Raw genomic sequence first — 21,723 nt, forward strand, 5'->3', positions numbered from 1 at the left:
TCCGTTGCATTGAAGCTGTAGTCGATGTATTGAGTACAGTCATCCAGCCACATCACTTCACCCGCTACACCTGCCAGTGTGCCCGAGGTTTGTCCACCAACGCCACAGTTGTCCGTCCAGCTGGTGGTCACTTCTGACGGCCAATCCGGGTTACAACCATCCAGGGTCATGTCATCCATGTCGGCAATAACCGGTGCGGTCATATCATGAATCGTGATAATCTGGCTCACTGAAGTCGTGTTACCACAAGCATCAGTATAAGTCCAGGTACGGGTAATGGTTTCCGGACAGCTTTGTCCGTCAGACTCATCAACACCCAGCACTTCACCGCTGCCGTCACAGTTATCCGTCCAGCCCAACATACCTGCAGCCGGAACATCTACTGCACACTCGTAGGTAATATCACCAGGTACTTCAGCAAACACCGGAGCTACCGCATCAGGATAAACCGTAAAGGTTGCACCGCACGAATCCATCTTCCCGCAATAATCTACGGCCTTGATCCAATGAGTTGCGGTGAAGCCGCAAGAAGCTCCCTCTGGAAGATCCTCCGGTAAATCATCTCCTCCCATTGTTACCGTAACCGGTTCGGTTGAATTTCCGGTTCCTTCAACATAGCTAAATTGAACTCGCCAATTATCCCATTGTTCCTCGAGATCAACTTCAGCACAAGGCTCAAATTCAAGGTCGCCGGGGCAACTAACAACCGGTGGGTTACTTAGCACATTCACCTGCGCAGGCGGTCCGGGGAAGTCTTTTAATTCCGCAGTCCCGGATTCTCCTGAAGTCCGGGTGCGTGTAAATACAGTTGCAATCCCAAAACAAGGATTAATAGTCTCATCGAAGAAAGCACTCAAGTTGATAGCCCCCTCGCACCATTGATTAATATCGTAATAGGGAAGCATTCCGGTGTACCCGGCGCCTCCATTGGAACCGACCAAAGTTACCTGCTCTACATTTCCAAATGCAGGAAAATGCACATAGGTTTTCTCCGTGTTTACTGTTGCGAGAATCGTTCCGTGAGGATAATCGGTAAATGGAACGTATTCATAAGTTCCACCAACATTCTGCCAAATCAGAACGATGACGTTCGCAACCGGCCCACCGTTTGTAAACTCAACGGTGACCAAAATATCTCCGGGAGTCCGTCCGCCTGTTGCAGCATCGGCTTCAGTTACAAATTTTCCATAATAATACCCGGCATTGTCCATTCCCAGGGTATCCATATAAAATGGCTTTTGCAGGAACTCGAAGTCGATATAACTACTACCATTCGTTACCTCGCGGTCAGCGGCCCAAGCCACCCACAGATCATCCGGATTACCTGGATTTCCGTCGATTCCGATAATGCTGGAATTACCACGGGTAAAAATTACACCAGCATTCTGAATCTCGTTTTTGTTCGGATTTGAGCCGACACCCCATTCATAAGTACTGGGGTTATCGTTAATCTTGTTTCTTCCGGTAAAAATCGTTGGATCCTTATTTGTAATATCATCAACATACCGAACGACCGTGTAATCAGCCACGCCGGGAAAACTGTTTTCCGATACATCAAAATAAGGAGGATCAGCAATTGGCAAAATATCAAATACACCGCCGCCATCTCCGGGGTATACCTGATCCCAATAAAAAATATCTCCGGCAGTTCCATAATTTTGAGGAAACCCGGAGGTATTATCCGTAAGTCCAAATACGTGATTCGCGTACGCGTTGCCGTCAATCGCCGTACCATTTGTCGGGGCCTGTACAGGAGCGATCCCCTGAATATTTCCCGTTGTTTGTGCGACCGATTTGTTCGGCATTACCATCGCCAGTAGAATCACCAAGAGTATAGGTACAGAAAAGCGCCAACAACCATAACTACTCTTTTTAGAGGTAGAGATGTAAACGTCTGTCATAACTACATAAATTTAGATTTGATAGTGTTCAGTGTTGGCCCCGACTCAAAAACCAGTTATTAAAAATGAGCCCGAACCAATTACAAAACCTTAGGTTTGAACAAAAAAATTCCCTTAATCACAGGGAATCGCAATAGAGAGCAGCAGACCTCCAGCCTGCAAATCATAAAAAAAGGTAAGGGAAAACCCATAGGCGGTCAATCAGGAATCTTACGGATATTTTTCTCAGTAGAAGTGCCAATTGAATATTCACCAAAGCCGCATCAACAGCGACTTTGCAGTAGACCAAATCATTCAGAAAGAAAAAATAAGTGGAAAATTGAGAATGAAATTTTTCAGATTGGACTGACTGAATTAAATGATGGGGGAAGCCCCCAAGAAAGAACCGAAGAAAGCGTCAACTTGAAAATAGAATTTGCGCACTAAGGATTTACGCCCTTCACTTCGAACTCGACACTCGCGATGATCTCATCGCCGACCTTTGCCTCGGCTGTCACTAAAATGGTGTCTTTGGAAATATGTTTGCTAATCCGCCCCACGAAAGTGACAAACTCACCCGCAAATGCCAGCCTGTAAGCCCGAATAGTAGTGTACGGACTGATTAATTTCGAATAGCCGGGAATGTGTTTTTTGAAAAGTTCGAAACCGAGCTCACCGAATAAGTTACCGACCAGTGCCACGGGGAGAGCCGGGTATTGCCGGAAATGCCCTTCGCAATCATTCGGACGAATAACACCATAATCAGCCTTGAGACGATCACCTTCAAACACCAGATTCGTCAAGTTACGACGGTTTTTATACGGACTTTCAATGTTTTCAATTTCCTCCTCCACCTTGTTCTTCCCGTAAAATTTCGTAAAAATGGCAGGGCTCATAATCATGTACTCCACCTCGGCCGTGTACAGCAGTTCGTTGTGCTCGCCCAACAACTCTCCGTAAACTTTCCCCTTGCTTTTTTCGGCTAAAACCGGGATAGCATATAAATTCAGGTAGGGAGCATCGTAAACCAAATCGCTTTTCCGATCGAGTATGGCGTGAATGGCCAAATAATAGTGCCGTTTCTTAAAGTGGAATCCCATTGCCAACACTATCGACCCCAAGATTGCCAAATGCCTGCCACATTCTGCGCCTCCAATCGGTCCGCCTTCATCCGGATTTAAATATTCATTGTAAATTTTTGCTTTCAATCCCCCATATTCCAGCAATTCCAGATCCTGCAAAATATTATAGGGTTCTTCCACCATGATCAACTGATCCAGTTTTATTTCAACTTTATTCTGATCCATGAATTACGAAAAAGGAATTAACAGCTAACAGCATTCAATCATAATATTCCGGCAGAAAACAGCGCGATCCGCCGACCAAAGAGGAGACCAACGTTCAATTACCACATAATTGAAAAAAAGATAGATGATTCAGCAGGGCCATTCAATCAGGAATTTTCCGGATATTTTATGTCGAAAAGAACACGCGCCAAAAAACAACTATTCCTCAAATAATCAAATGATTGTGAAAAGCATACTTAACCATTTCGGCCGTCGACTTTAACCTCAATTTTGTCAGAATATTTTTTTTGTGCGTTTCCACTGTACGAGGGCTGATAAACAGTTTTTTGCCTATTTCTTTATAAGTTAACCCCTGGCAGAAGAGCTTCAGGATTGAGATTTCCCGTTCGGTAAGGGTATTTTTCTTTTTAAGAACCAAGGCATTTCGCTTACCCGATGGCGAAATCTCCGCCAGCCATTTCTGCATTTCGCGCGGCAGATAGGTCGACCCCGAAATGATCTTTCGGATCGCACACTTCAGATCCTCCGGAGTTTCATTTTCGAACACGAAACCTTTAACTCCCAATTTGACGTGATCGGTGAAGCAATCCGAAAACTGCATGCTGGTCAGCAAAACAACCGGCAAATCCGGGTATCTCCGGATTACTCTGCGAATCAGGCGAATTCCGCCATTGTCGCAATGCAGAATGTCGAAGAGAAGAATATCCGGCGATTTCTCTTCGATCTCTTTCAACAAATCGCTGATGGAATTTGCAGCCACGACAATTTCAAGTTGGTTTTGCTCAGCCAATACCGATTTCAAGCCTGAACTAAACAGATTATAGTTCTCAAAAATCGCAATTCTCACAGGCCTTTTCATGAATCAATCCTCCACTAAATTTGAATATACCACTAACTTTAAATTGTTCGCATGGAGTTAAATTGGGCCGGTATTGATTACTTGGTTTTTTCGGAATCTGTCACTTTTTCACCTGAGGGAGTCGATGGACAAGCAAGTTACGAAAACTGGCTAAGCGATTTCAATCCGTAAAAAAACGGATAGCTATCCGTGATTTCACGGATTATTTGTAAACATTCGGATTGAAAATGGAGAAAAATCAGTCAACAAGCTTCATACGCATGGCATATTTCACCAGGTCAACAGGAGTAGACAAGTTCAACTTTTCGAGCAGGTTATTTTTGTGCGACTCAACCGTTCGCGGACTAATCGACAATATATCGGCAATTTGTTTGTAGGAAAGTCCTTCGGCAATCAGCTTGAGAACCTGTTGCTCGCGCGGGCTTAAATCCAGTAACTCTTTTCCGGCATTGTTGGCTTTCTGAAGTCCTTCTAGTAATTTCTTCTCAAGTCTCCTTTCTGACATTTCAAAGTAAATCTCGCCGTTCAAAACACGGCTCATGGCCTCCAATAGATTTTCCCAGGAATCCTCTTTCCATATCACAGCCCGCACGCCCATCATCACGGCATCCAATACCGCGCCTTCGCTTGCACCGATCGCCAATGCAACAACCGGAATATCGGGATGACCTCCCCTTAAAAAATTGAGTATGGAAAACACGTCGTCCTGAAGAAGGGTCAAATCCAATAGAACAATTTCCGGCACGTTTCTTTTAAACTCCGAAAAGAATTCAGCAGGTTTTGAAACCTCCCCAACCACCCTAAACCGCCCGTCGTTTTCGAACAACATTCCTAAGCCCTTTCGCAATATGTGGTTATCACCAGCAATTACGATCTCTTTATTCACAACTCCATGTACGGAATTTTACGGATAGGGTTTTAGACCCACTCGCTCAGAAAATACGATATTCTTGAGTTGAAATAGATTTCCATTATTAAATTTGAGCGCAACAAACACTTCCACAAATATGATGACAGAAAAATTTCCTTCCCGGCTGCTGGAAAATGCGGTGAATGAATTCTCAAAATTACCCGGGATTGGAAGAAAAACAGCTTTACGATTGGTGCTCCATTTACTGAAGCAGGAGACGAACGATGTGGAAATTTTTGGGAACAGTATCATTCAGGCAAGAACGGAAATCAAACATTGCAAAGTTTGTCACAACATATCCGATCATGACGTTTGCAACATCTGCAGCCAACCGGATCGCAGCGGCGAAATCATCTGTGTGGTAGAAACGATTCGCGACGTAATGGCCATTGAGAACACCCGGCAGTTTATCGGCTTGTACCATGTTTTGGGTGGAATCATCTCGCCGATGGACGGAATCGGACCTTCTGACCTGGAGATTAACTCGCTGGTTGAGCGTGTAAAAGAAGGCACGGTAAGTGAGGTTATTTTGGCGCTCAGCACAACCATGGAGGGAGACACCACAAACTTCTACATTTATAAAAAGCTGAAAGACTACAACATCAAAATTTCAACCCTGGCCCGGGGCGTCTCGGTTGGTGATGAACTGGAATATGCAGACGAGCTCACGCTCGGTCGTTCCATCAAAAACCGACTCGACTTCGAAAGTTCGCTATCTCAATAAGCTCAATATGAAGTTGTCCGTCATCATCGTTAATTATAATGTGAAGCATTTTCTGGAGCAATGTTTACGCTCCGTGACCGATGCGTTGACGGGAATTGACAGTGAGATTCTGGTTGTTGACAACAATTCGGTTGACGGCTCCTGCCTGATGGTGAATGATAGCTTCCCAAAAGTCAAGCTGATAGAAAACAAAGAGAACACAGGTTTTTCGAGAGCCAACAACCAAGCCATTTCCGTTGCCCGAGGCGAATACATTCTGCTGCTCAACCCGGACACACTGGTTGAGACGGACTGTTTCCGAAAATGTGTTGCTTTCATGGACGAACATCCGGAAGCTGGTGGCTTGGGCGTGAAAATGATTGACGGCAAGGGCCATTATTTGCCCGAATCGAAAAGAGGAATTCCAACGCCGTGGGTGTCGTTTTGCAAAATATTCGGGTTGACGGCTTTGTTTCCTCATTCTCCCCGCTTCGCCGGATATTACCTCGGACATCTATCCAATACGGAAACCCACGAAGTTGAAGTTTTGGCCGGTGCCTTCATGCTGCTTCGGAGCGCCGCACTGCAAAAAGCGGGCTTGCTGGACGAGCAATTTTTCATGTACGGTGAAGACATCGACCTCTCCGTTCGAATTCGACAAAGTGGCTATAAAAACTATTACTTCCCCGAAACCAAGATTATTCATTATAAAGGAGAAAGCACAAAAAAAGGTAGTCTTAACTATGTCAAACTGTTTTACAAGGCGATGCTCCTTTTTTCAAAAAAACACTTTTCGGGCCGGCAAAATCAACTCTTCAATTTCACCATTAACCTCGCCATCTATTTTCGTGCTTTGCTGTCTGTTGTCAGCAGAGTGGTTGCGGCAATTCTGCTGCCCTTGATTGACGCTTTAATCATCCTTCTCGGTTTTTACCTTTTGATCCCCGTTTGGGAAACCTTTCAGTTTGAAGCCGATCATTTTCCGCCCGAATTCTTCAAGCTCGTAGTTCCCGGGTACACCCTTATCTGGATTGTGACATTATTATTTTTCCATGCCTACCTGCGACCACTCTCAATCGGAAAGCTACTTCGCGGAATACTGGCGGGCGGTGTTCTGGTCATGTTGTTCTATTCATTCCTGAACGAGAACTGGCGTTTCTCGCGAGCTCTGATCGTACTGGGTACTTGCTGGAACCTGCTAATGCTACCACTAATCCGCTACTCATTAAGTAGTACTAAGCTTGGCATTTTTCGGATCAAAGGCTATCGAGCAAGTAAAATAGTTGTGATTGCCGGTACCGAGGAGGCTGAAAGAATCCTCAGCTTGCTGGAAAATTCAGACTTCCGCTACGAGCTGACCGGGCTAATCGCTCCGGACAACAAAGTTCCCGGATCAATCTACTTGGGAAATTTCAGCCAAACCATCGAAATTATCGATATCCATCGGCCCGACGAACTGATTTTTAGCGGGAAAGATGTACCACCGGCCGAAATTATCGATTGCATGCTCGATCTGAATGACAAGAACATTCATTTTAAAATTGCCCCACAGGAAAGTCTGTCGATTATCGGGAGCAGCTCGCCCAATGCAGCCGGAGAGTTTATCAACCTGAAGTCAAACCCGCTTTCAAAAAAAACGAACCTTACATTGAAACGATTGCTCGACATCAAACTGGCAATCATACTGATCATCTTTTTTCCCGTCTTGTTTTTCAGCTTTTCGGATGTAAAAGGATTGATAAGAAATTGTCTAGCTGTTATTTCGGGTAAAAAAACATGGATCGGCTTTGCCAGCCCGATCAGTTCCGACATCCATTTGCCGAAGCTGAAACAAGGGGTATTGACACCCTCTTCGCCATTCGAATTTCGATATTCAGCCGCGAAAATATTGGATAATGACCGTGTGTATGCCAAAAATTACCGAATTTTAACCGATCTGGAATTGATATTCCGCAACTGGAAAATCCTGGGACAATGAACCAACCTTCGCTTTCGTATGGTAACATCAGCCTTCGCCCTTTGGAGCCGGAGGATCTTGAATTGTTATACCTGTGGGAAAACGATTCTTCAATCTGGCAGGTCAGCAATACGCTGGCTCCCTTTTCACGCTATATTTTAAGGCAATACATTGAAGAGTCGCATCGGGATATTTACGAAACCAAACAACTTCGACTGATTATTGAGAACGAATCGGGAGATCCGGTTGGCGCCGTTGACCTTTTCGATTTTGAGCCTTTCCACCAGCGTGCCGGTGTTGGCATTTTAATTTATGCAACTACTGACAGGCAAAAAGGATATGCCGCCGATGCACTGCAGCTAATGTGCCAATATGCCAAAGAGGTACTTGGATTGCACCAGCTTTATGCCAACATCGGAGCAAATAACCCCGCCAGCGTGGGACTCTTCGAAAAATCTGGGTTTCAACTTTCCGGAAGAAAAAAAGATTGGCTAAAATTGCTGTCCGGTCGAGTGGATGAATTCCTGTATCAAAAGATTTTATAAGCCGGTGATTGAAAGATCGGCGTACACGGGAATATCACGGAAGAACTGGTAATTTTTGGACTCAAAATCCACCTGGCAACAATAATGTTCCAAACCATTTGAAATAATCAGGAACGGCACTTTGAAGGTCAGATTGTAGCGGGCAATCTGATCAAAGGTTTTCTGCGTAATTTTCACTTCCGGCGCCTTGAACTCAACAATCAGCAGTGGATTTCCGTTTTTACCGTATACCAGCAAATCGGCCCTAAACTGGTTCCCGTTCAATTTCAAGCCTGTTTCAATAGCCATCAGTGATGCCGGAAAAGCTTTCACTTCAACCAAATACCGAATAAAATTCTGTCGTACCCATTCCTCGGGTGTCAATACCAGAAACTTTTTCCTGATCTCATCAAAAATCTGGACTTTGGAATCGACTTGTTTGGTTCGGAATGAATATGATGGTAAATTTAGCTGAGTAAACATTTTAACGATGCAATTTGTATTTTTGTGCATCCGCTCCAAAAAGCGGAGTCAAACATGCCTTCAAAATTGCAAAAATATATCCATTGTACATGAAGACAAAGAAAGAGATTGTAGACAATTGGCTTCCCCGCTATACCGGTAGAAAATTAGAAGATTTTGGTGAATACATTTTATTGACGAACTTTCAACTGTACGTCGATATGTTTGCCGAAAAATTCAATGTTCCGGTGATCGGCGAAGAAAAAAATATGCCCAGCGCGTCAGCTGAGGGAATGACAATCATCAATTTTGGGATGGGTAGCCCCAATGCTGCCACCGTGATGGATTTGCTCTCAGCTATTATGCCCAAAGCGGTTCTGTTTTTGGGAAAATGCGGCGGATTGAAGAAAAAGAACAAATTGGGAGACTACATCCTCCCCATTGCAGCTATCCGCAGCGAGGGAACATCCAATGATTATCTGCCTGCCGAGGTCCCGGCATTACCGGCGTTTAACCTGCAACGGGCCGTTTCAACAGCCATCCGCGAAAATGCCATGGACTACTGGACTGGTGTGGTTTACACAACCAACCGACGCGTTTGGGAGTACGACGAACGTTTCAAAAAATACCTGAAAAAGACGCGGGCAATGGCTGTGGATATGGAAACGGCAACCATTTTCACCGTGGGTTTTGCCAACCAAATACCAACCGGGGCACTTCTGCTTGTTTCGGACCAACCCATGATTTCGACCGGCATAAAAACTGATGCCAGCGACCAGCGCGTAACCACCAATTTTGTGGAAAAGCACATCAAAATTGGCATTGATGCTTTGGTTGAAATCAAAACAAACGGGCGATCGGTGAAACACCTGAAGTTTTAAACCCTGCAAAAGCAACTTATGACCTTTGAAGATATTCTGAACAACCTGAAGAAAAAAATCTATCACCCCATTTATTTCCTGATGGGTGAAGAGAGTTATTTTATCGACCAAATTTCGGATTACATTAACCAGCATGTGCTCACTGACGCTGAAAAAGGCTTCAATCAACACATTCTGTACGGAAAGGACACGGATATTGACACCATCATTACCTACGCGCGCCGGTTCCCGATGATGTCCAGCCACCAGGTAATTATTGTCCGCGAAGCTCAGAACATCAAGAAGATTGAAGAGTTGGAATCCTATGTGAAGAATCCGCTGAACTCGACGATCCTCGTATTAAATTACAAATACAAAACAATCGACAAACGCAAAACCTTCAGCAAGTTGATCGGTCAGAAAGGCGTTTTGTTCGAGTCGAAAAAGATTTACGACAACCAGCTTCCCGACTGGATCAAACGGTACCTGGCAACGCGCAACTACACCATTGTTCCGCAAGCGTCGATGTTGCTGGCCGAATACCTGGGCACTGATCTGAGCAAGGTTTCCAACGAGCTTGATAAATTAATTATCAGCCTGCCGGAAAATTCTCAAATCACGCCGGATCACATTGAAAAGAACATCGGGATCAGCAAAGATTACAACATTTTCGAGCTGCAAAATGCGTTGGGCGAGCGTAACGTACTGAAGAGTAACCAAATCATCAACTATTTTTCAGCAAACCAAAACGCGAACCCTTTTCCGCGAACAATTTCGAGTCTTTACCAGTTTTTTATGAAGATACTGACCTACCATTTTTTGGAGGATAAATCTCAAAACGCTGTTGCCTCGAGCCTCGGAGTACATCCGTTCTTTGTCAAATCATATATTGCTGCTGCAAAGCAATATCCAATCCGAAAAGTAGTTGAAATTATATCAACGCTGCGCGATTTCGACATGAAATCGAAAGGACTCGGAAATGTTTCGTCCAGCGCCGGTGATTTGCAGAAAGAGATGATTTATAAAATCTTACACTGACAATTTTATGACATTATACATCATTGCTGCTACCTGCCTTGTTTCAATCATGGCATTCAGCCGCCCCGATCTGATTGAGAAGCTGCAGTTCAATGCCAGCAAGATCGTCCACGAGCGCCAGTATTACAGGCTGGTTTCCCATGGCTTTGTTCATGCCAACTGGGAACACCTGATCGTGAATATGATTGTACTGTACTCCTTTGGCCGGGCAATCGAGTTGTACTTTGGCTACACCTACGGCAGAATGGCCAATGCCTACTTCCTGATTTTATATTTCGGAGGCATGTTGGTGTCCAATATTTACGCGCTCATCAAACACCGCAACGACTACTACTACAATGCCGTTGGTGCATCGGGTGCTGTTTCGGCTGTTTTGTTTGCCGCCATCTTTTTCGATCCCTGGGATATGATTTACTTTTTCGGAATCATACCGACTCCGGGAATTGTGTTCGCTGTTTTATACCTGGTTTATTCGTATTACATGAGCCGCAAACAAAAGGACAATATCGCCCACGACGCCCACTTTTTGGGAGCGCTTTTCGGCTTCATTTTCCCGATTCTGCTTAGACCGGACAATTTCCAGTATTTCATCGACAAACTCTTTCGGGTTCTCTAATCCGTTCAAAGCAGAAAGCCATGGCTTATTTCCTTTACAACGGAAACTTTCATTCCGCCGACGAAACTATTTTTTCGCCAATAGCGCTGAAACAGTTTCTGTTTGAGGATCAGTTGAGGGTTATAAAAAGCCGGTTTCTGTTTTGGGATGAACACCTACAGCTATTGCAACTGCACTTTAAGTTGTTTAATCTGAAAGTTCCGGCAATTCTCGAAAACGAAGGGAAAGAGTTGAAACGACAAATTGAACGCAGCATCACAAAAAACAAGTATTTCCACAGCACACTGGTTCGGATCTCCTTTTTTAAAAGGGAAAAGCAAATTGACTATCTGATTGAACTTGTACATAAAAAGGAATCCGCTTATGTTTTCAATCCCTCCGGTTATGCTTTGGCACCATTTACAGGAATCACAAAGTCCGACTCGCCGCTTTCAACACTTGCATCCGGATCCAGAAAACTGTGGGAAATGGCCAATGCGCATCAGGATGATCCTGACACCAAACCAATCCTACTGGATGGCAATCTGCAGGTCCTGGAAACTCCGGGCTCAAATATCTATTTGATCAAAGATCAAACCGTTCGGACGCCAAGCCCGTTGAGCGGCGCCTATCTCAACCCAGCAAAACGCATCATTAAAAAAATTGCAGAGAATTTTGAATTGAAATATTGGGAAGACGATGCAATTACACTTGAAGACTTGGAAGAAGCAGACGAAGTTTTTCTGGCTGACGATTTGAACGGCGTACAATTTATCCGAGCTTTTGGACCCAAAAGATATTTCCGAAAACAAGCGACGGCCATCGCCGACGAGTTCAACCGCCTATTAATTCATTGAGGGATTTTCGGGGAAATGCTCCCACATCAGGTATTTGCCGCCGATTTCGCGAACGATATTCAGCCACATTTTTTTGCGGCTTTCCACATCCATCACATTTTGTTCCTCGATCTCGGAGACGAGCCAACTATTTTCTTCCAGTTCCTCTTCCAGCTGTCCGCCATCCCATCCGGAATAGCCCATAAAGAACCGCACATCGCCGGGCTTCACCATGCCCAACCTAATTTTATTTTTCAGTTCCTCGAAATCGCCACCCCAATAAAGGTTTTCTTTGATGTGGATACTGCCGGAAATCTCATCACCGAGCGAGTGAATGAAATAAATAGAGTCGGTACTTACAGGCCCGCCAATGTAAATATCAGCTTCAAAATCAGGGAAATCTGGAATAATCTCGGTAATTGGATAATCCACTTTCTTATTTAAAATAAATCCGACAGCACCCTTGTCGCTGTGTGCAACCAACAAAATCACGGACCGGTTGAAATAGCTTCCGGGCAAAAATGGTTCTGCAACCAAAATTCTCCCCTTCTTTGGCTCTACATGATTCGTCTCTATTTTAAATATGTTGATATTCAGCTTCATATTCCGAAATCAATTTAAAGAAAAAGTTTTGATATATCAAACACTAAAAAGCGGCGATTCACACAAATCTTTCAAGATTTACAATTTTATAACCCTTTGGTTACAAAATCCACACATAAAAATGATGGGGAATGAGAATACCTGACTATTCGACAATTATGAAAACATCTTCGTTTTCTTTGTGCATCAGGAATTGCTCGCGGGCGAATTTTTCGAGGTTTTTCTGGTTGGTTTGAAGCTCTTCAATTTTCATCTGATCTGCTTCAATCTTCTCTTCCAGTATTTCTTTCTGCTCAATCAGCTGCTCCAGTTTATGCTTGTTTTGCATGTGTTGCACCAAGTTATGTTCGTTGATCAGGAGAATATAAACAAGAAAAAGCACCGTTGCGATGCCCCATTTTGTCAGTAAATTTTCCCGAATCCATTTTGGTGTTTTCAACATAGTTGCGCGATTGTTACCCGACAAAAGTAATCAGTCTGGAAACAAAAAAAAAGGAGATGAATAAAATCATCTCCCCTATCTGAAAATAAATTCTTAGTCTATTCCTGATCCGGCATAAAGTTCGGGTACAGATAATCTTTCGGCGAAACGAAAGTTTCTTTTACGGTCCGAATTGATGTCCAGCGAAGCAGGTTGAAAACAGATCCTGCTTTATCGTTGGTACCCGAACCTCGTGATCCGCCAAATGGTTGCTGACCTACAACTGCTCCGGTTGGTTTATCGTTGATGTAAAAGTTTCCGGCTGAGTTTTCCAGGAACTTCGCCATCTTTTCAATATTATATCGGTTTTGCGAGAAGATGGCACCGGTAAGCGCATAGATTGAAGTCTTGTCCAGCACTTTCATGGTCTCGTCCATTTTTTCATCTTCGTAAACGAACACCGTCAACACCGGTCCGAAGATTTCTTCAACCATGGTTACATAGTCCGGCTTCTTTGCCAAAATCACCGTCGGCTCAACAAAATAGCCAACCGACTTATCGCAACCGCCGCCAAAAATGACTTCCGCATCCGGGCTCTTCTTTGCACCATCGATGTAAGCTGCGATCTTATCGAACGACTTCTCATCGATTACAGCATTTACAAAATTGGTGAAATCTTCAACCGGCCCCATTTTTACGGTAGCCAGCATTTTGCCGAAGCGCTCTTTTACTTCGTCCCAAATGCTCTCGGGCACATAAACCCGTGAGGCAGCAGAACATTTTTGTCCTTGGTATTCGAATGCTCCACGCAACATGGCTACTGCCAGACTTTGCGGATCAGCAGTTGGATCGGCAAAAATAAAGTCCTTACCACCAGTTTCACCCACAATGCGCGGATACGACTTGTACTTGTAAATATTTTCGCCAATGGTTTTCCAAATGCGTTGGAAAACTTCGGTTGAACCGGTAAAATGAATTCCGGCAAACTCAGCATGATTGAAAATCACATCACCCGCAACCGGTCCAGAAACATGCACCAGGTTAACTACACCAGCCGGCAAACCAGCTTCGCGCAACACTTCCATAATAACAGCTGCCGAGTAAACCGCAGTGTTCGAGGGTTTCCACACCACCACATTCCCCATCATGGCCGGAGCAGATGGCAGGTTTCCGGCAATTGCCGTAAAATTGAACGGCGTCAGTGCAAACACGAATCCTTCCAACGGACGATATTCATTGTAGTTCCAGATCCCCGCAGCCGATTCCGGTTGAATCTCGTAGATCTCGGTCATACATTTCACACCGAAGCGAAGGAAGTCGATGATCTCGCAAGCTGAGTCAATCTCGGCCTGGAAAGCATTTTTACCCTGCCCCAACATGGTTGCGGCGTTCATCTTGTCGCGGTACGGACCAGCGATCAAATCAGCTGCCTTCAGGAAAATAGCAGCACGGTGCTGCCAGCCCATGTTCGCCCATTCCTTCCGGGCTTCCAAGGCGGCATCAATCGCCATCTGTACGTGCGATGCATCTCCTTCCGAAAAATATCCCAGTGTATGTTTGTGATCGTGCGGCGGAGCAATCCGCTTGCGACGGTCGGTCGTTACTTCGTTACCACCAATCACCATTGGCAATTCCATTTCAACTGATCTCATTTCGGCCAGCTTGGCCTGCAATTTTTTCCGTTCGTCCGAGCCCGGAGCATAAGTTCTCACAGGTTCGTTTTTTGCTACCGGTACGTTAAAAATTCCTTTTGGCATATTTTATTATTATAATTATTATTGCATTATAATTCTGTTAACCCTTGATCCACAAATCTAAATATTCGCCAAAACCTAATCCATAATAAAAATCAGCTTTCAAAAATTGTGGGTATTATATGCCCGATAAAAAATCAACAGGAACTAAAAAGTATTATATTTAGACGCATATTTTAAGTTCATACATGCAGGAACCAAAAACTCATTTGATCTCAAAAATATTTTCATTTAACCCGAGCGAAGAGAAGCGAATACGAATTGGTCTTTACCTGGTTTATCTTTCCGGTATTGTTTTCAGCCTTTACAGTTTTACTGCCACATTGGCTGGTAGCCTGAAGTACTCGTGCATCCCGGGTGATGCATCGCTGCTGGCCATGTCGGTCATCGGCATCTATTTTTTGCGTGCCAACAAAGTATCCGGCGCAATCAACACGCTTTTCCTGATTGTACTGCCGATGTACTTTTATTTCATTTCAGCTCCTTACGCAATCATGCCGATTCACCTGACGATACCGTTCACTTTGTGGACCGCAATCGGCTGCCTCGTTTTACTGTTATTCTTCAGCAACAACCGCCGCAAAATCACTGTTTTTTTCTTGCTGGCACTCTGTGTCCTGGCCGTTCACGTTTGGGATTCGAACAGGATTGATCAACTCACATCCTTTTATTGGAATGCCAATGAGTTTGTTTTGAATCCGATTATTGTGCTCTCAACTGCTTACATTATCTGTTTTATCACGGCCTGGAGTTTCGAACTGAACATGAAGGAACTGCGCGAAAAAGCAGAAGAAACGGAGAATGAAATCACGCAAACCCTGCGGCAACTGCAACATGGTTACTTGTTGCTCAAAATCAACCGCGACGAGATGGGAAGTGCTGTCAACATGGAAGTTCGAAAAGTAAACCTGGCTTTCGAAAACCTTTTTAAAGTGAATGCTCGGGAAGTGAAGAATGTCGACGCCGACGTGATTTTCCCGAAGATTTTCAGAAATTCATTCGATTGGAATAACTTCTTCTTATTCTCGAAAAAAAATAAAACTGAATTTTTTGTCGAGCATCTCAACAAGTGGGTCGAGTTGACCACCCTTTCTCCCAAGAAAGATTACATCGCCTGCCTGTTTCACGATATTTCATCCAAGCAAAATACCATTGTCAGCCTGAAAGAAAGCCGAAAGCGGTACAAAGTTTTGCTGGAAGCCATTCCCGATTTGTTTTTCATTATCGACAAGGATGGAATTTACGTTGACTTTGCGATTAAAGACTCTGAAGTGATCCAGATCAACGCAGACGACATTATTGGGAATTCAATTTTCGAAGTTGGTTTTTCGGAGAAGATGTCGCGAAAAATCTACCAGTTTATTCAGGACGCTATTCGCTTTGATTCAATAGAGACGATTGAATATGCTTTGGAAGTTGAAAAAGGGACAGCAATGTTCGAGATGCGGATTGCCAAGCTGGATGACAACTCAGTGATCTCGATTGCACGGGATATTACCAAACGAAAAATGGCCGAAATCCGATTGGAAGAAGCCAAACAAAAAGCGGAAGAAGCAGACCAACTGAAATCCGCTTTCCTTGCCAATATTTCACACGAAATCAGAACACCGATGAATGCCATCATTGGCTTCTCGCGCATGATCGGATCACCCGATTTCGACCTGGAAGAAAAGAACCGGTTCATCGACATCATCATCAGCAACGGGCGCCTACTGATGGAAATGATCAACGACATGATCAGCATTTCAAAAATCGAGAGCAAGCAGGTTGTTGTGCACAAGGGATTTTGCAAAATCAACGACATGATGGTCGATCTGTACCGCGAGTACAGTATGGAAGTGAGCAACAAGCCGGTTCGCATGAAACTGAGTAACGAGAATGCAAATCCCAAATTTGGCGTAACAACCGACCGCTATTTGCTCGGTGAAATCCTGAAAAAACTCATCGACAACGCCATCAAATTTACCCACGAAGGTGAAATTGAGTTTGGCTACCAACTTTTGGACAAAACCCGCCTGAAGTTTTTTGTTCGTGATACCGGTATCGGGATTGAAAAGCAAAACCTGGAGCGTATTTTCGACCGCTTTCACCAAATCGACAACAAGAAGTCGCGCAAGTACGAAGGAACCGGACTTGGACTGGCTATCGCCCAGCACTACGCTGTTGTTTTGGGTGGAAAAATTGAAGTGCAGTCGGAAGTTGACAAAGGCTCAACTTTCTGGTTTACTATTCCTTTTGAGAATGGCGATGGCATGCTGAAAGTCGTGCGCTAGTTCATCGAGGTCAACTGTTGAAAACCAACCAGCTGATCATATCTTCCTGAAAGTCCGCGGTAATACACGTAAATCTGGTAATCATTTTCCGTTTCGTAAAAACTGCCTTCCAGTACCGATTCGTCTATTTTGTGATCACCATTATCAACGTAAACGTATTCGTAGTTATAATATCCTTGTTTCAGCAAGAGCGTTAGTTCATATTCCTTCGTCTTGTCATTCCAGGTCATTGCCGTTTCCGGCCCGGTTTTCCAATCGCTTAAAGCGCCGAACACGTGCACTGAACCGCCGACCAATGGCACCGGAACGGCAAGTGAAAAATGCACAAATCCATAATCGCATTCCGTATCCGGATCCTGCACTTCCCGATCCTGGCTCTCAATCCGATATTTCCCGTTCATTTCGCGGTAGAAAAAGTATTTCTTATTCGATCGCAACTCGTCTTTTGCGAGCGTGACGTGATAGTATTGATCAAACTGACCAATCGCATCAACATTTTCGCCGTTGTATTGCCATGAGCGTATATCGAAGTAGCGATACTCATTTCCGCCCGGAAATACATTCTCTTTGTCGTAATCGTAAACCAGCTCATTTTTGCGAACGAAAATCGGCTGCAGTCCTTTTATTCCCGTATCCCAGCAATTGTTTTTCATCACCACCACTTTAATTTCTTTAAACGGGTCATCCAGTTTTAATTGCGCTGGAAAAACACTGAAATCAACTTCCTGGTTGTCGCCTTTATACGGATCGAAGGTGGCGCGCTTCACCTGGCCAGTCACCTGCACTTTGGGATCGAGCACATAAAACCTTCGGCTTAAGACCGGCTTTTCACGGTCGTTTCCTTCGTACACCTGCAACACGTAATTGCCCGAATAGCGAAGCTGTACGCGATCATTCGGAATCAGCAACTGGTAATTGCTGTACTGCATGGTTGTATTGAAACTTAGCGCATAATCGTCAATCGGGTTTTCGAAAAAGCCTCCCAGGTATTCACTTTGAATTAAGAAAGATTCGTGCCAGTCAGCATCGCACTGTATGATGGTATAACTGTAACTTTTGGAACCACCGGAAAGGTCATCAAACTTCAGCAACAACTGTCCGTCACTCCCAAGGTTCAGGATGGGCAAAGCCAGTTGATCGTCATTTGGAAACAGCTGAACCGACTTAATATCGGGGTTGAAAACGGCATCTTCGAAGTAAGTATCGCCAGCCGATTGAGCCGAAGAATTTAATGAAAAGATAACGCATCCGAATAGCTGTAAAAAAACACGTAAAAAAGCTGATTTTGACTGAAAACAAGGCATAATTGAACGCTTTTAGAGATCATCAACCAACATGTTTCAGGAACTGTTCACCGAGTTTATAGTTCATGTGAATCAATCGGTTGATCTGCCTCAAGTTTATAAACAAAGATTGTGAAAAGTTTTTAATAATATTTACATTTGCTACCCATAAAAAATTAACACAACAAGGGATTACAATGTCAAAGCATTTTAAACTAAAACGCGGATTGGATATCCGGTTAAAAGGTGCTGCCGAAGCCACTCTTGAGGTTGCTCCAGCCCCTGTAACCGTAGCCCTTAAGCCAATCGATTTTCCAGGCTTAACTCCAAAATTAAGTGTGAAGGCTGACGCCCAGGTAAAAGCTGGTGATGCCCTGTTTTTCGACAAATACAATCCTGAAATTTTATTTACTTCTCCGGTGAGCGGAACCGTTAAGGCGGTGAATCGCGGAGAGCGTCGTAAAATTCTGGAAGTAATTGTTGAAGCAGACGGCAAAAACGAATTCGTTTCGTTCTCACAAGCTGATCCCCTGAAACTGTCTCGGGAGAAAATTACAGAACAGCTGCTTACCTCCGGCCTGTGGCCATTCTTCAAACAACGTCCTTACGGCACTTTAGCCAAACCTAGTGATCAACCAAAAAATATTTTCATCTCGGGATTTGATTCCAGCCCTTTGGCACCTGACTATGAATTTATTTTTAAGAACGACATTTCTGCTATCCAAACAGGGATCAATGCACTGAGCAAACTGACTGACGGTAAAGTTTACTTCGGTCTTCCAGGCAAAGTATCCAACAGCATTTTTGCTGGTTTGAAAAACGCAGAACTGAATACTTTCAGCGGCCCTCACCCGGCTGGCAACGTTGGTATTCAAATTCACAAAGTTGCTCCGGTCAACAAAGGTGAAGTTGTTTGGACAATCTCTGTTCAGGCTGTTGCCTTCATCGGCCGCCTGTTCGAAACCGGAAAACTTGATCTGAGCAAAACCATTGCTTTAGCCGGTTCTGAAGTTAAAGCACCAAAATACGTAAAAACAATCCAGGGAGCTTTGGTTGGTAGCCTTGTAAAAGGTAAAACCAAACAAGAAGGCAACGAACGGATCATCAGCGGAACGGTTCTTACCGGAACCAAAGTTGAAGCCGACGACTACCTTGGATTCTACGACCAGCAAATTTCCGTTATTCCGGAAGGCGACCATTACGAGTTTATGGGTTGGGCCGAACCTGGTTTCGGAAAATACTCTGCTTCAAAAGCATTCTTCTCCAGTTTATTCCCGAAAAAAGAATATGTATTGGATGCCAACATGAACGGTAGCGAACGTGCTTACGTTGTAACCGGCCAGTACGAAAAATTCTTACCCATGGATATCCTGCCGGTTTACCTGATCAAAGCGATCCTGGCAAACGATATCGACAAAATGGAACAACTCGGTATTTACGAGGTGGTAGAAGAAGATCTTGCCCTGTGTGAATATGCTTGTACTTCGAAAATCAAAGTACAGGAAATCTTGCGCCAAGGTCTTGATGTCATGGTAAAAGAAGTGGGATAACAGAACGATTGCTTTAAAAAAGAAATTCAATGAAAGCGATAAGAAATTTTTTCGAAAACACAAAGCCTCATGTACAGAAGGGCGCCAAGTACCATTGGTTGCACTCTACGCATGATGCGCTATTTACGCTATTCTTCGTACCGAAGAATACCTCAAAGTCGGGAACACATATCCACGACTTTATCGACCTGAAAAGAACCATGGGTATTGTTGTACTCGCCTTGGTTCCGGCATTGCTATTCGGAATGTATAACGTCGGTTACCAACACTTCGGTGCGTTGGGTGAGTTGGCAACAGCTTCATTCTTCGACCTGTTCCTGTTTGGTTTGCTGAAAGTTCTTCCGATTGTTGCCGTATCGTACATCGTTGGATTGGGTATCGAATTCATTTTCGCCCAATACCGCGGTCACGAAGTAAACGAAGGTTTCCTGGTATCGGGTCTGTTGATCCCGATGGTTATGCCGGTAAACACGCCGCTTTGGATGATTGCCATCGCCGTTGCCTTTGCTGTAATCTTCGGTAAAGAAGTTTTCGGTGGTACTGGTATGAACATCTGGAACCCGGCTTTGGTAGCCCGTGCATTCCTGTTCTTTGCTTACCCGGGACAAATGTCAGGTGATTCTGTTTGGATCTCTGCGTCGGGTATTGAAAAAGCTGTTGACGGTTTCACCGGTGCTACTCCAATGGCATTGGCTGCTGCCGGACACACCGACGCACTGAACACATGGAACGCATTCGTAGGTTTAATTCCCGGATCAATTGGTGAAACTTCAACCATTGCCATCCTGATCGGTGCCCTTGTGCTGATCGTTACCGGAATCGGAAGCTGGAGAATCATGTTGTCAACCGTAGCTGGTGGATTGTTCATGGGTATCCTGTTGAACATCTTCGCCGGCGACAACGCTTACATGGCTCTTCCGTTCTACGATCACCTTATTATTGGTGGTTTTGCTTTTGGTGCTGTGTTTATGGCAACCGACCCGGTTTCTGCTGCACAAACAGTAAAAGGAAAATGGATCTACGGATTCCTGATTGGTGTATTGGCCATCCTGATTCGTGTGGTAAACCCGGCTTATCCGGAAGGAATGATGCTGGCCATTTTATTAATGAACACCTTTGCACCGCTGATTGACCACTATGTTGTTGAAGGCAACATCAAACGGCGGTTGAAACGGGCAAAAGTAAATGTTTAACCTACAAAGACTACGATAATGGACAGGAATAGTAATGTTTATACATTTATATATGCCTCGGTAATGGTTATCCTGGTTGCTGCGATCCTTTCGTTTGCAGCTTTCAACCTGAAGCCATTACAATCGAAGAATGTTGAAACGGAGAAAAAACAAAACATTCTCGCTTCTGTAAACATCGCAGCAACTGCTGTCGATGCCGAACAGATTTACTCCGAGAAAATTGTCAACTCATACATTGTGAACGCGAAAGGTGAAAAAATCGATGGAGACGCCTTTACGGTTGACATGAAAAAAGAACGTGCCAAGAAAGTCGAAGATCGCCAGTTGCCGGTTTTCGAATGCGAAATTGACGGAAGCATCAAATATATTCTGCCACTTTACGGAGCAGGTCTTTGGGGACCAATCTGGGGATATATTTCAGTGGAAAGCGATATGAACACCATTTACGGTGCGACTTTCGACCACCAGGGTGAAACTCCTGGATTGGGTGCCGAAATCTCAACCAAAGCATTCCAGGAACAATTCAAAGGCAAAACGATCTTTGATAACGACGGCAAGTTCTACTCGATCATTGTTGCCAAATCAAACGAAACTGCACCTGCTGAACACAAAGTAGATGCTATTTCGGGGGGTACCATTACTTCTAAAGGTTTGCAGGCAATGGTACTTGAAGACCTGAGTGCATACAAAGCATTTTTCAACCAGAAAAAATAGA

General features: G+C 44.3%; 21 protein-coding genes. 12 read left to right on the forward strand and 9 right to left on the reverse strand.

What is annotated here, in order from left to right:
• The coding region (locus BC643_RS21025) for an HYR-like domain-containing protein (RefSeq protein ID WP_211338167.1) at positions 1-1,901 on the reverse strand (1,901 nt) is incomplete at its 3' end.
• A 96-nt stretch (positions 1,902-1,997) separates the two neighbouring features.
• Here BC643_RS21025 and BC643_RS21030 point away from each other — a divergent pair.
• On the forward strand, positions 1,998-2,327 hold the full coding sequence (locus BC643_RS21030) for a hypothetical protein (RefSeq protein WP_120275267.1): 330 nt from the start codon (positions 1,998-2,000) through the stop codon (positions 2,325-2,327).
• Here the strand turns inward: BC643_RS21030 and BC643_RS21035 are convergent.
• From BC643_RS21035 to BC643_RS21045, 3 genes are all read right to left on the reverse strand, one after another.
• Positions 2,324-3,187, reverse strand: coding sequence for a hypothetical protein (locus BC643_RS21035; protein ID WP_120275268.1), 864 nt, complete (start codon positions 3,185-3,187; stop codon positions 2,324-2,326). The two genes, BC643_RS21030 and BC643_RS21035, sit on opposite strands and share 4 nt — an antisense overlap.
• 205 nt (positions 3,188-3,392) lie before the next feature.
• Positions 3,393-4,034: a response regulator transcription factor gene (locus BC643_RS21040; protein ID WP_170154650.1), complete on the reverse strand. Its 642-nt coding sequence runs from the start codon at positions 4,032-4,034 to the stop codon at positions 3,393-3,395.
• 250 nt (positions 4,035-4,284) lie between these two features.
• A complete protein-coding gene (locus tag BC643_RS21045) occupies positions 4,285-4,932 on the reverse strand; it encodes a response regulator transcription factor (RefSeq protein ID WP_170154651.1) in 648 nt (215 codons plus the stop codon).
• A gap of 121 nt (positions 4,933-5,053) precedes the next feature.
• Between BC643_RS21045 and recR the strand changes: the two genes are divergently transcribed.
• Genes recR through BC643_RS21060 form a run of 3 tightly spaced genes read left to right on the forward strand, consistent with a single transcriptional unit; the run spans position 5,054 to position 8,161 of the window.
• On the forward strand, positions 5,054-5,680 hold the full coding sequence (recR, locus tag BC643_RS21050) for a recombination mediator RecR (protein ID WP_262697265.1): 627 nt from the start codon (positions 5,054-5,056) through the stop codon (positions 5,678-5,680).
• Positions 5,681-5,687: 7 nt separating this feature from the next.
• On the forward strand, positions 5,688-7,637 hold the full coding sequence (locus BC643_RS21055) for a glycosyltransferase family 2 protein (RefSeq protein WP_120275271.1): 1,950 nt from the start codon (positions 5,688-5,690) through the stop codon (positions 7,635-7,637).
• Complete coding sequence (locus BC643_RS21060; RefSeq protein WP_120275272.1) at positions 7,634-8,161, forward strand: GNAT family N-acetyltransferase; 528 nt, start codon at positions 7,634-7,636, stop codon at positions 8,159-8,161. The genes BC643_RS21055 and BC643_RS21060 overlap by 4 nt, the downstream gene beginning before the upstream one ends.
• Here the strand turns inward: BC643_RS21060 and BC643_RS21065 are convergent.
• Complete coding sequence (locus BC643_RS21065; protein ID WP_120275273.1) at positions 8,156-8,623, reverse strand: type I restriction enzyme HsdR N-terminal domain-containing protein; 468 nt, start codon at positions 8,621-8,623, stop codon at positions 8,156-8,158. The two genes, BC643_RS21060 and BC643_RS21065, sit on opposite strands and share 6 nt — an antisense overlap.
• Before the next feature lie 89 nt (positions 8,624-8,712).
• On the opposite strand from BC643_RS21065, the gene BC643_RS21070 reads away from it, so the two are divergent.
• The 4 genes from BC643_RS21070 to BC643_RS21085 are packed head-to-tail and all read left to right on the forward strand — an operon-like array spanning position 8,713 to position 11,952.
• Positions 8,713-9,483 (forward strand): AMP nucleosidase, encoded by a 771-nt coding sequence (locus BC643_RS21070; RefSeq protein ID WP_120275274.1) that lies wholly within the window; start codon positions 8,713-8,715, stop codon positions 9,481-9,483.
• An 18-nt stretch (positions 9,484-9,501) separates the two neighbouring features.
• The gene (gene holA, locus BC643_RS21075; RefSeq protein WP_120275275.1) at positions 9,502-10,500 is read left to right on the forward strand and encodes a DNA polymerase III subunit delta; all 999 of its coding nucleotides are present in this window, start codon (positions 9,502-9,504) and stop codon (positions 10,498-10,500) included.
• A 7-nt stretch (positions 10,501-10,507) separates the two neighbouring features.
• The gene (locus tag BC643_RS21080) at positions 10,508-11,116 is read left to right on the forward strand and encodes a rhomboid family intramembrane serine protease (protein ID WP_120275276.1); all 609 of its coding nucleotides are present in this window, start codon (positions 10,508-10,510) and stop codon (positions 11,114-11,116) included.
• Positions 11,117-11,136: 20 nt separating this feature from the next.
• Positions 11,137-11,952 carry an aminotransferase class IV gene (locus BC643_RS21085; RefSeq protein ID WP_120275277.1) on the forward strand — a complete coding sequence of 272 codons (816 nt, stop codon included), beginning with the start codon at positions 11,137-11,139 and terminating at the stop codon, positions 11,950-11,952.
• On the opposite strand, the gene BC643_RS21090 is transcribed toward BC643_RS21085, so the two are convergent.
• The 3 genes from BC643_RS21090 to pruA form a co-directional block, all read right to left on the reverse strand.
• Entirely contained in the window at positions 11,941-12,534 is a 594-nt protein-coding gene (locus BC643_RS21090) for a YqgE/AlgH family protein (protein WP_120275278.1), read from the reverse strand. The genes BC643_RS21085 and BC643_RS21090 overlap by 12 nt on opposite strands.
• Positions 12,535-12,679: 145 nt before the next feature.
• Positions 12,680-12,976: an FtsB family cell division protein gene (locus BC643_RS21095; RefSeq protein ID WP_120275279.1), complete on the reverse strand. Its 297-nt coding sequence runs from the start codon at positions 12,974-12,976 to the stop codon at positions 12,680-12,682.
• A 98-nt stretch (positions 12,977-13,074) separates the two neighbouring features.
• Positions 13,075-14,712 (reverse strand): L-glutamate gamma-semialdehyde dehydrogenase, encoded by a 1,638-nt coding sequence (gene pruA, locus BC643_RS21100; protein ID WP_120275280.1) that lies wholly within the window; start codon positions 14,710-14,712, stop codon positions 13,075-13,077.
• Positions 14,713-14,897: 185 nt separating this feature from the next.
• Here pruA and BC643_RS21105 point away from each other — a divergent pair, with 185 nt between their 5' ends.
• A complete protein-coding gene (locus tag BC643_RS21105; RefSeq protein ID WP_120275281.1) occupies positions 14,898-16,982 on the forward strand; it encodes a sensor histidine kinase in 2,085 nt (694 codons plus the stop codon).
• Here the strand turns inward: BC643_RS21105 and BC643_RS21110 are convergent.
• A complete protein-coding gene (locus tag BC643_RS21110; protein ID WP_120275282.1) occupies positions 16,979-18,286 on the reverse strand; it encodes a type IX secretion system plug protein in 1,308 nt (435 codons plus the stop codon). The two genes, BC643_RS21105 and BC643_RS21110, sit on opposite strands and share 4 nt — an antisense overlap.
• A gap of 176 nt (positions 18,287-18,462) precedes the next feature.
• Here BC643_RS21110 and BC643_RS21115 point away from each other — a divergent pair, with 176 nt between their 5' ends.
• Genes BC643_RS21115 through nqrC form a run of 3 tightly spaced genes read left to right on the forward strand, consistent with a single transcriptional unit; the run spans position 18,463 to position 21,722 of the window.
• The gene (locus BC643_RS21115) at positions 18,463-19,815 is read left to right on the forward strand and encodes a Na(+)-translocating NADH-quinone reductase subunit A (RefSeq protein WP_120275283.1); all 1,353 of its coding nucleotides are present in this window, start codon (positions 18,463-18,465) and stop codon (positions 19,813-19,815) included.
• 29 nt (positions 19,816-19,844) lie between these two features.
• Entirely contained in the window at positions 19,845-21,008 is a 1,164-nt protein-coding gene (locus BC643_RS21120; protein WP_120275284.1) for an NADH:ubiquinone reductase (Na(+)-transporting) subunit B, read from the forward strand.
• Positions 21,009-21,026: 18 nt separating this feature from the next.
• A complete protein-coding gene (gene nqrC / locus BC643_RS21125; protein ID WP_120275285.1) occupies positions 21,027-21,722 on the forward strand; it encodes an NADH:ubiquinone reductase (Na(+)-transporting) subunit C in 696 nt (231 codons plus the stop codon).
• Position 21,723 lies beyond the last annotated feature (1 nt).

Origin of the sequence: Mangrovibacterium diazotrophicum (genome assembly GCF_003610535.1) — a bacterium.
In the GTDB taxonomy this organism is placed as follows: domain Bacteria; phylum Bacteroidota; class Bacteroidia; order Bacteroidales; family Prolixibacteraceae; genus Mangrovibacterium; species Mangrovibacterium diazotrophicum.

What these genes read in the sequence shown, in the direction of transcription:
- BC643_RS21110 (WP_120275282.1), bottom strand. Translation starts at nt 18,286, where the DNA reads ATGCCTTGTTTTCAGTCAAAATCAGCTTTTTTACGTGTTTTTTTACAG.
- BC643_RS21065 (WP_120275273.1), bottom strand. Translation starts at nt 8,623, where the DNA reads ATGTTTACTCAGCTAAATTTACCATCATATTCATTCCGAACCAAACAA.
- recR (WP_262697265.1), top strand. Translation starts at nt 5,054, where the DNA reads ATGATGACAGAAAAATTTCCTTCCCGGCTGCTGGAAAATGCGGTGAAT.
- BC643_RS21085 (WP_120275277.1), top strand. Translation starts at nt 11,137, where the DNA reads ATGGCTTATTTCCTTTACAACGGAAACTTTCATTCCGCCGACGAAACT.
- BC643_RS21090 (WP_120275278.1), bottom strand. Translation starts at nt 12,534, where the DNA reads ATGAAGCTGAATATCAACATATTTAAAATAGAGACGAATCATGTAGAG.
- BC643_RS21105 (WP_120275281.1), top strand. Translation starts at nt 14,898, where the DNA reads ATGCAGGAACCAAAAACTCATTTGATCTCAAAAATATTTTCATTTAAC.
- BC643_RS21080 (WP_120275276.1), top strand. Translation starts at nt 10,508, where the DNA reads ATGACATTATACATCATTGCTGCTACCTGCCTTGTTTCAATCATGGCA.
- pruA (WP_120275280.1), bottom strand. Translation starts at nt 14,712, where the DNA reads ATGCCAAAAGGAATTTTTAACGTACCGGTAGCAAAAAACGAACCTGTG.
- BC643_RS21055 (WP_120275271.1), top strand. Translation starts at nt 5,688, where the DNA reads ATGAAGTTGTCCGTCATCATCGTTAATTATAATGTGAAGCATTTTCTG.
- BC643_RS21070 (WP_120275274.1), top strand. Translation starts at nt 8,713, where the DNA reads ATGAAGACAAAGAAAGAGATTGTAGACAATTGGCTTCCCCGCTATACC.
- nqrC (WP_120275285.1), top strand. Translation starts at nt 21,027, where the DNA reads ATGGACAGGAATAGTAATGTTTATACATTTATATATGCCTCGGTAATG.
- BC643_RS21060 (WP_120275272.1), top strand. Translation starts at nt 7,634, where the DNA reads ATGAACCAACCTTCGCTTTCGTATGGTAACATCAGCCTTCGCCCTTTG.
- BC643_RS21095 (WP_120275279.1), bottom strand. Translation starts at nt 12,976, where the DNA reads ATGTTGAAAACACCAAAATGGATTCGGGAAAATTTACTGACAAAATGG.
- BC643_RS21035 (WP_120275268.1), bottom strand. Translation starts at nt 3,187, where the DNA reads ATGGATCAGAATAAAGTTGAAATAAAACTGGATCAGTTGATCATGGTG.
- holA (WP_120275275.1), top strand. Translation starts at nt 9,502, where the DNA reads ATGACCTTTGAAGATATTCTGAACAACCTGAAGAAAAAAATCTATCAC.
- BC643_RS21120 (WP_120275284.1), top strand. Translation starts at nt 19,845, where the DNA reads ATGAAAGCGATAAGAAATTTTTTCGAAAACACAAAGCCTCATGTACAG.
- BC643_RS21115 (WP_120275283.1), top strand. Translation starts at nt 18,463, where the DNA reads ATGTCAAAGCATTTTAAACTAAAACGCGGATTGGATATCCGGTTAAAA.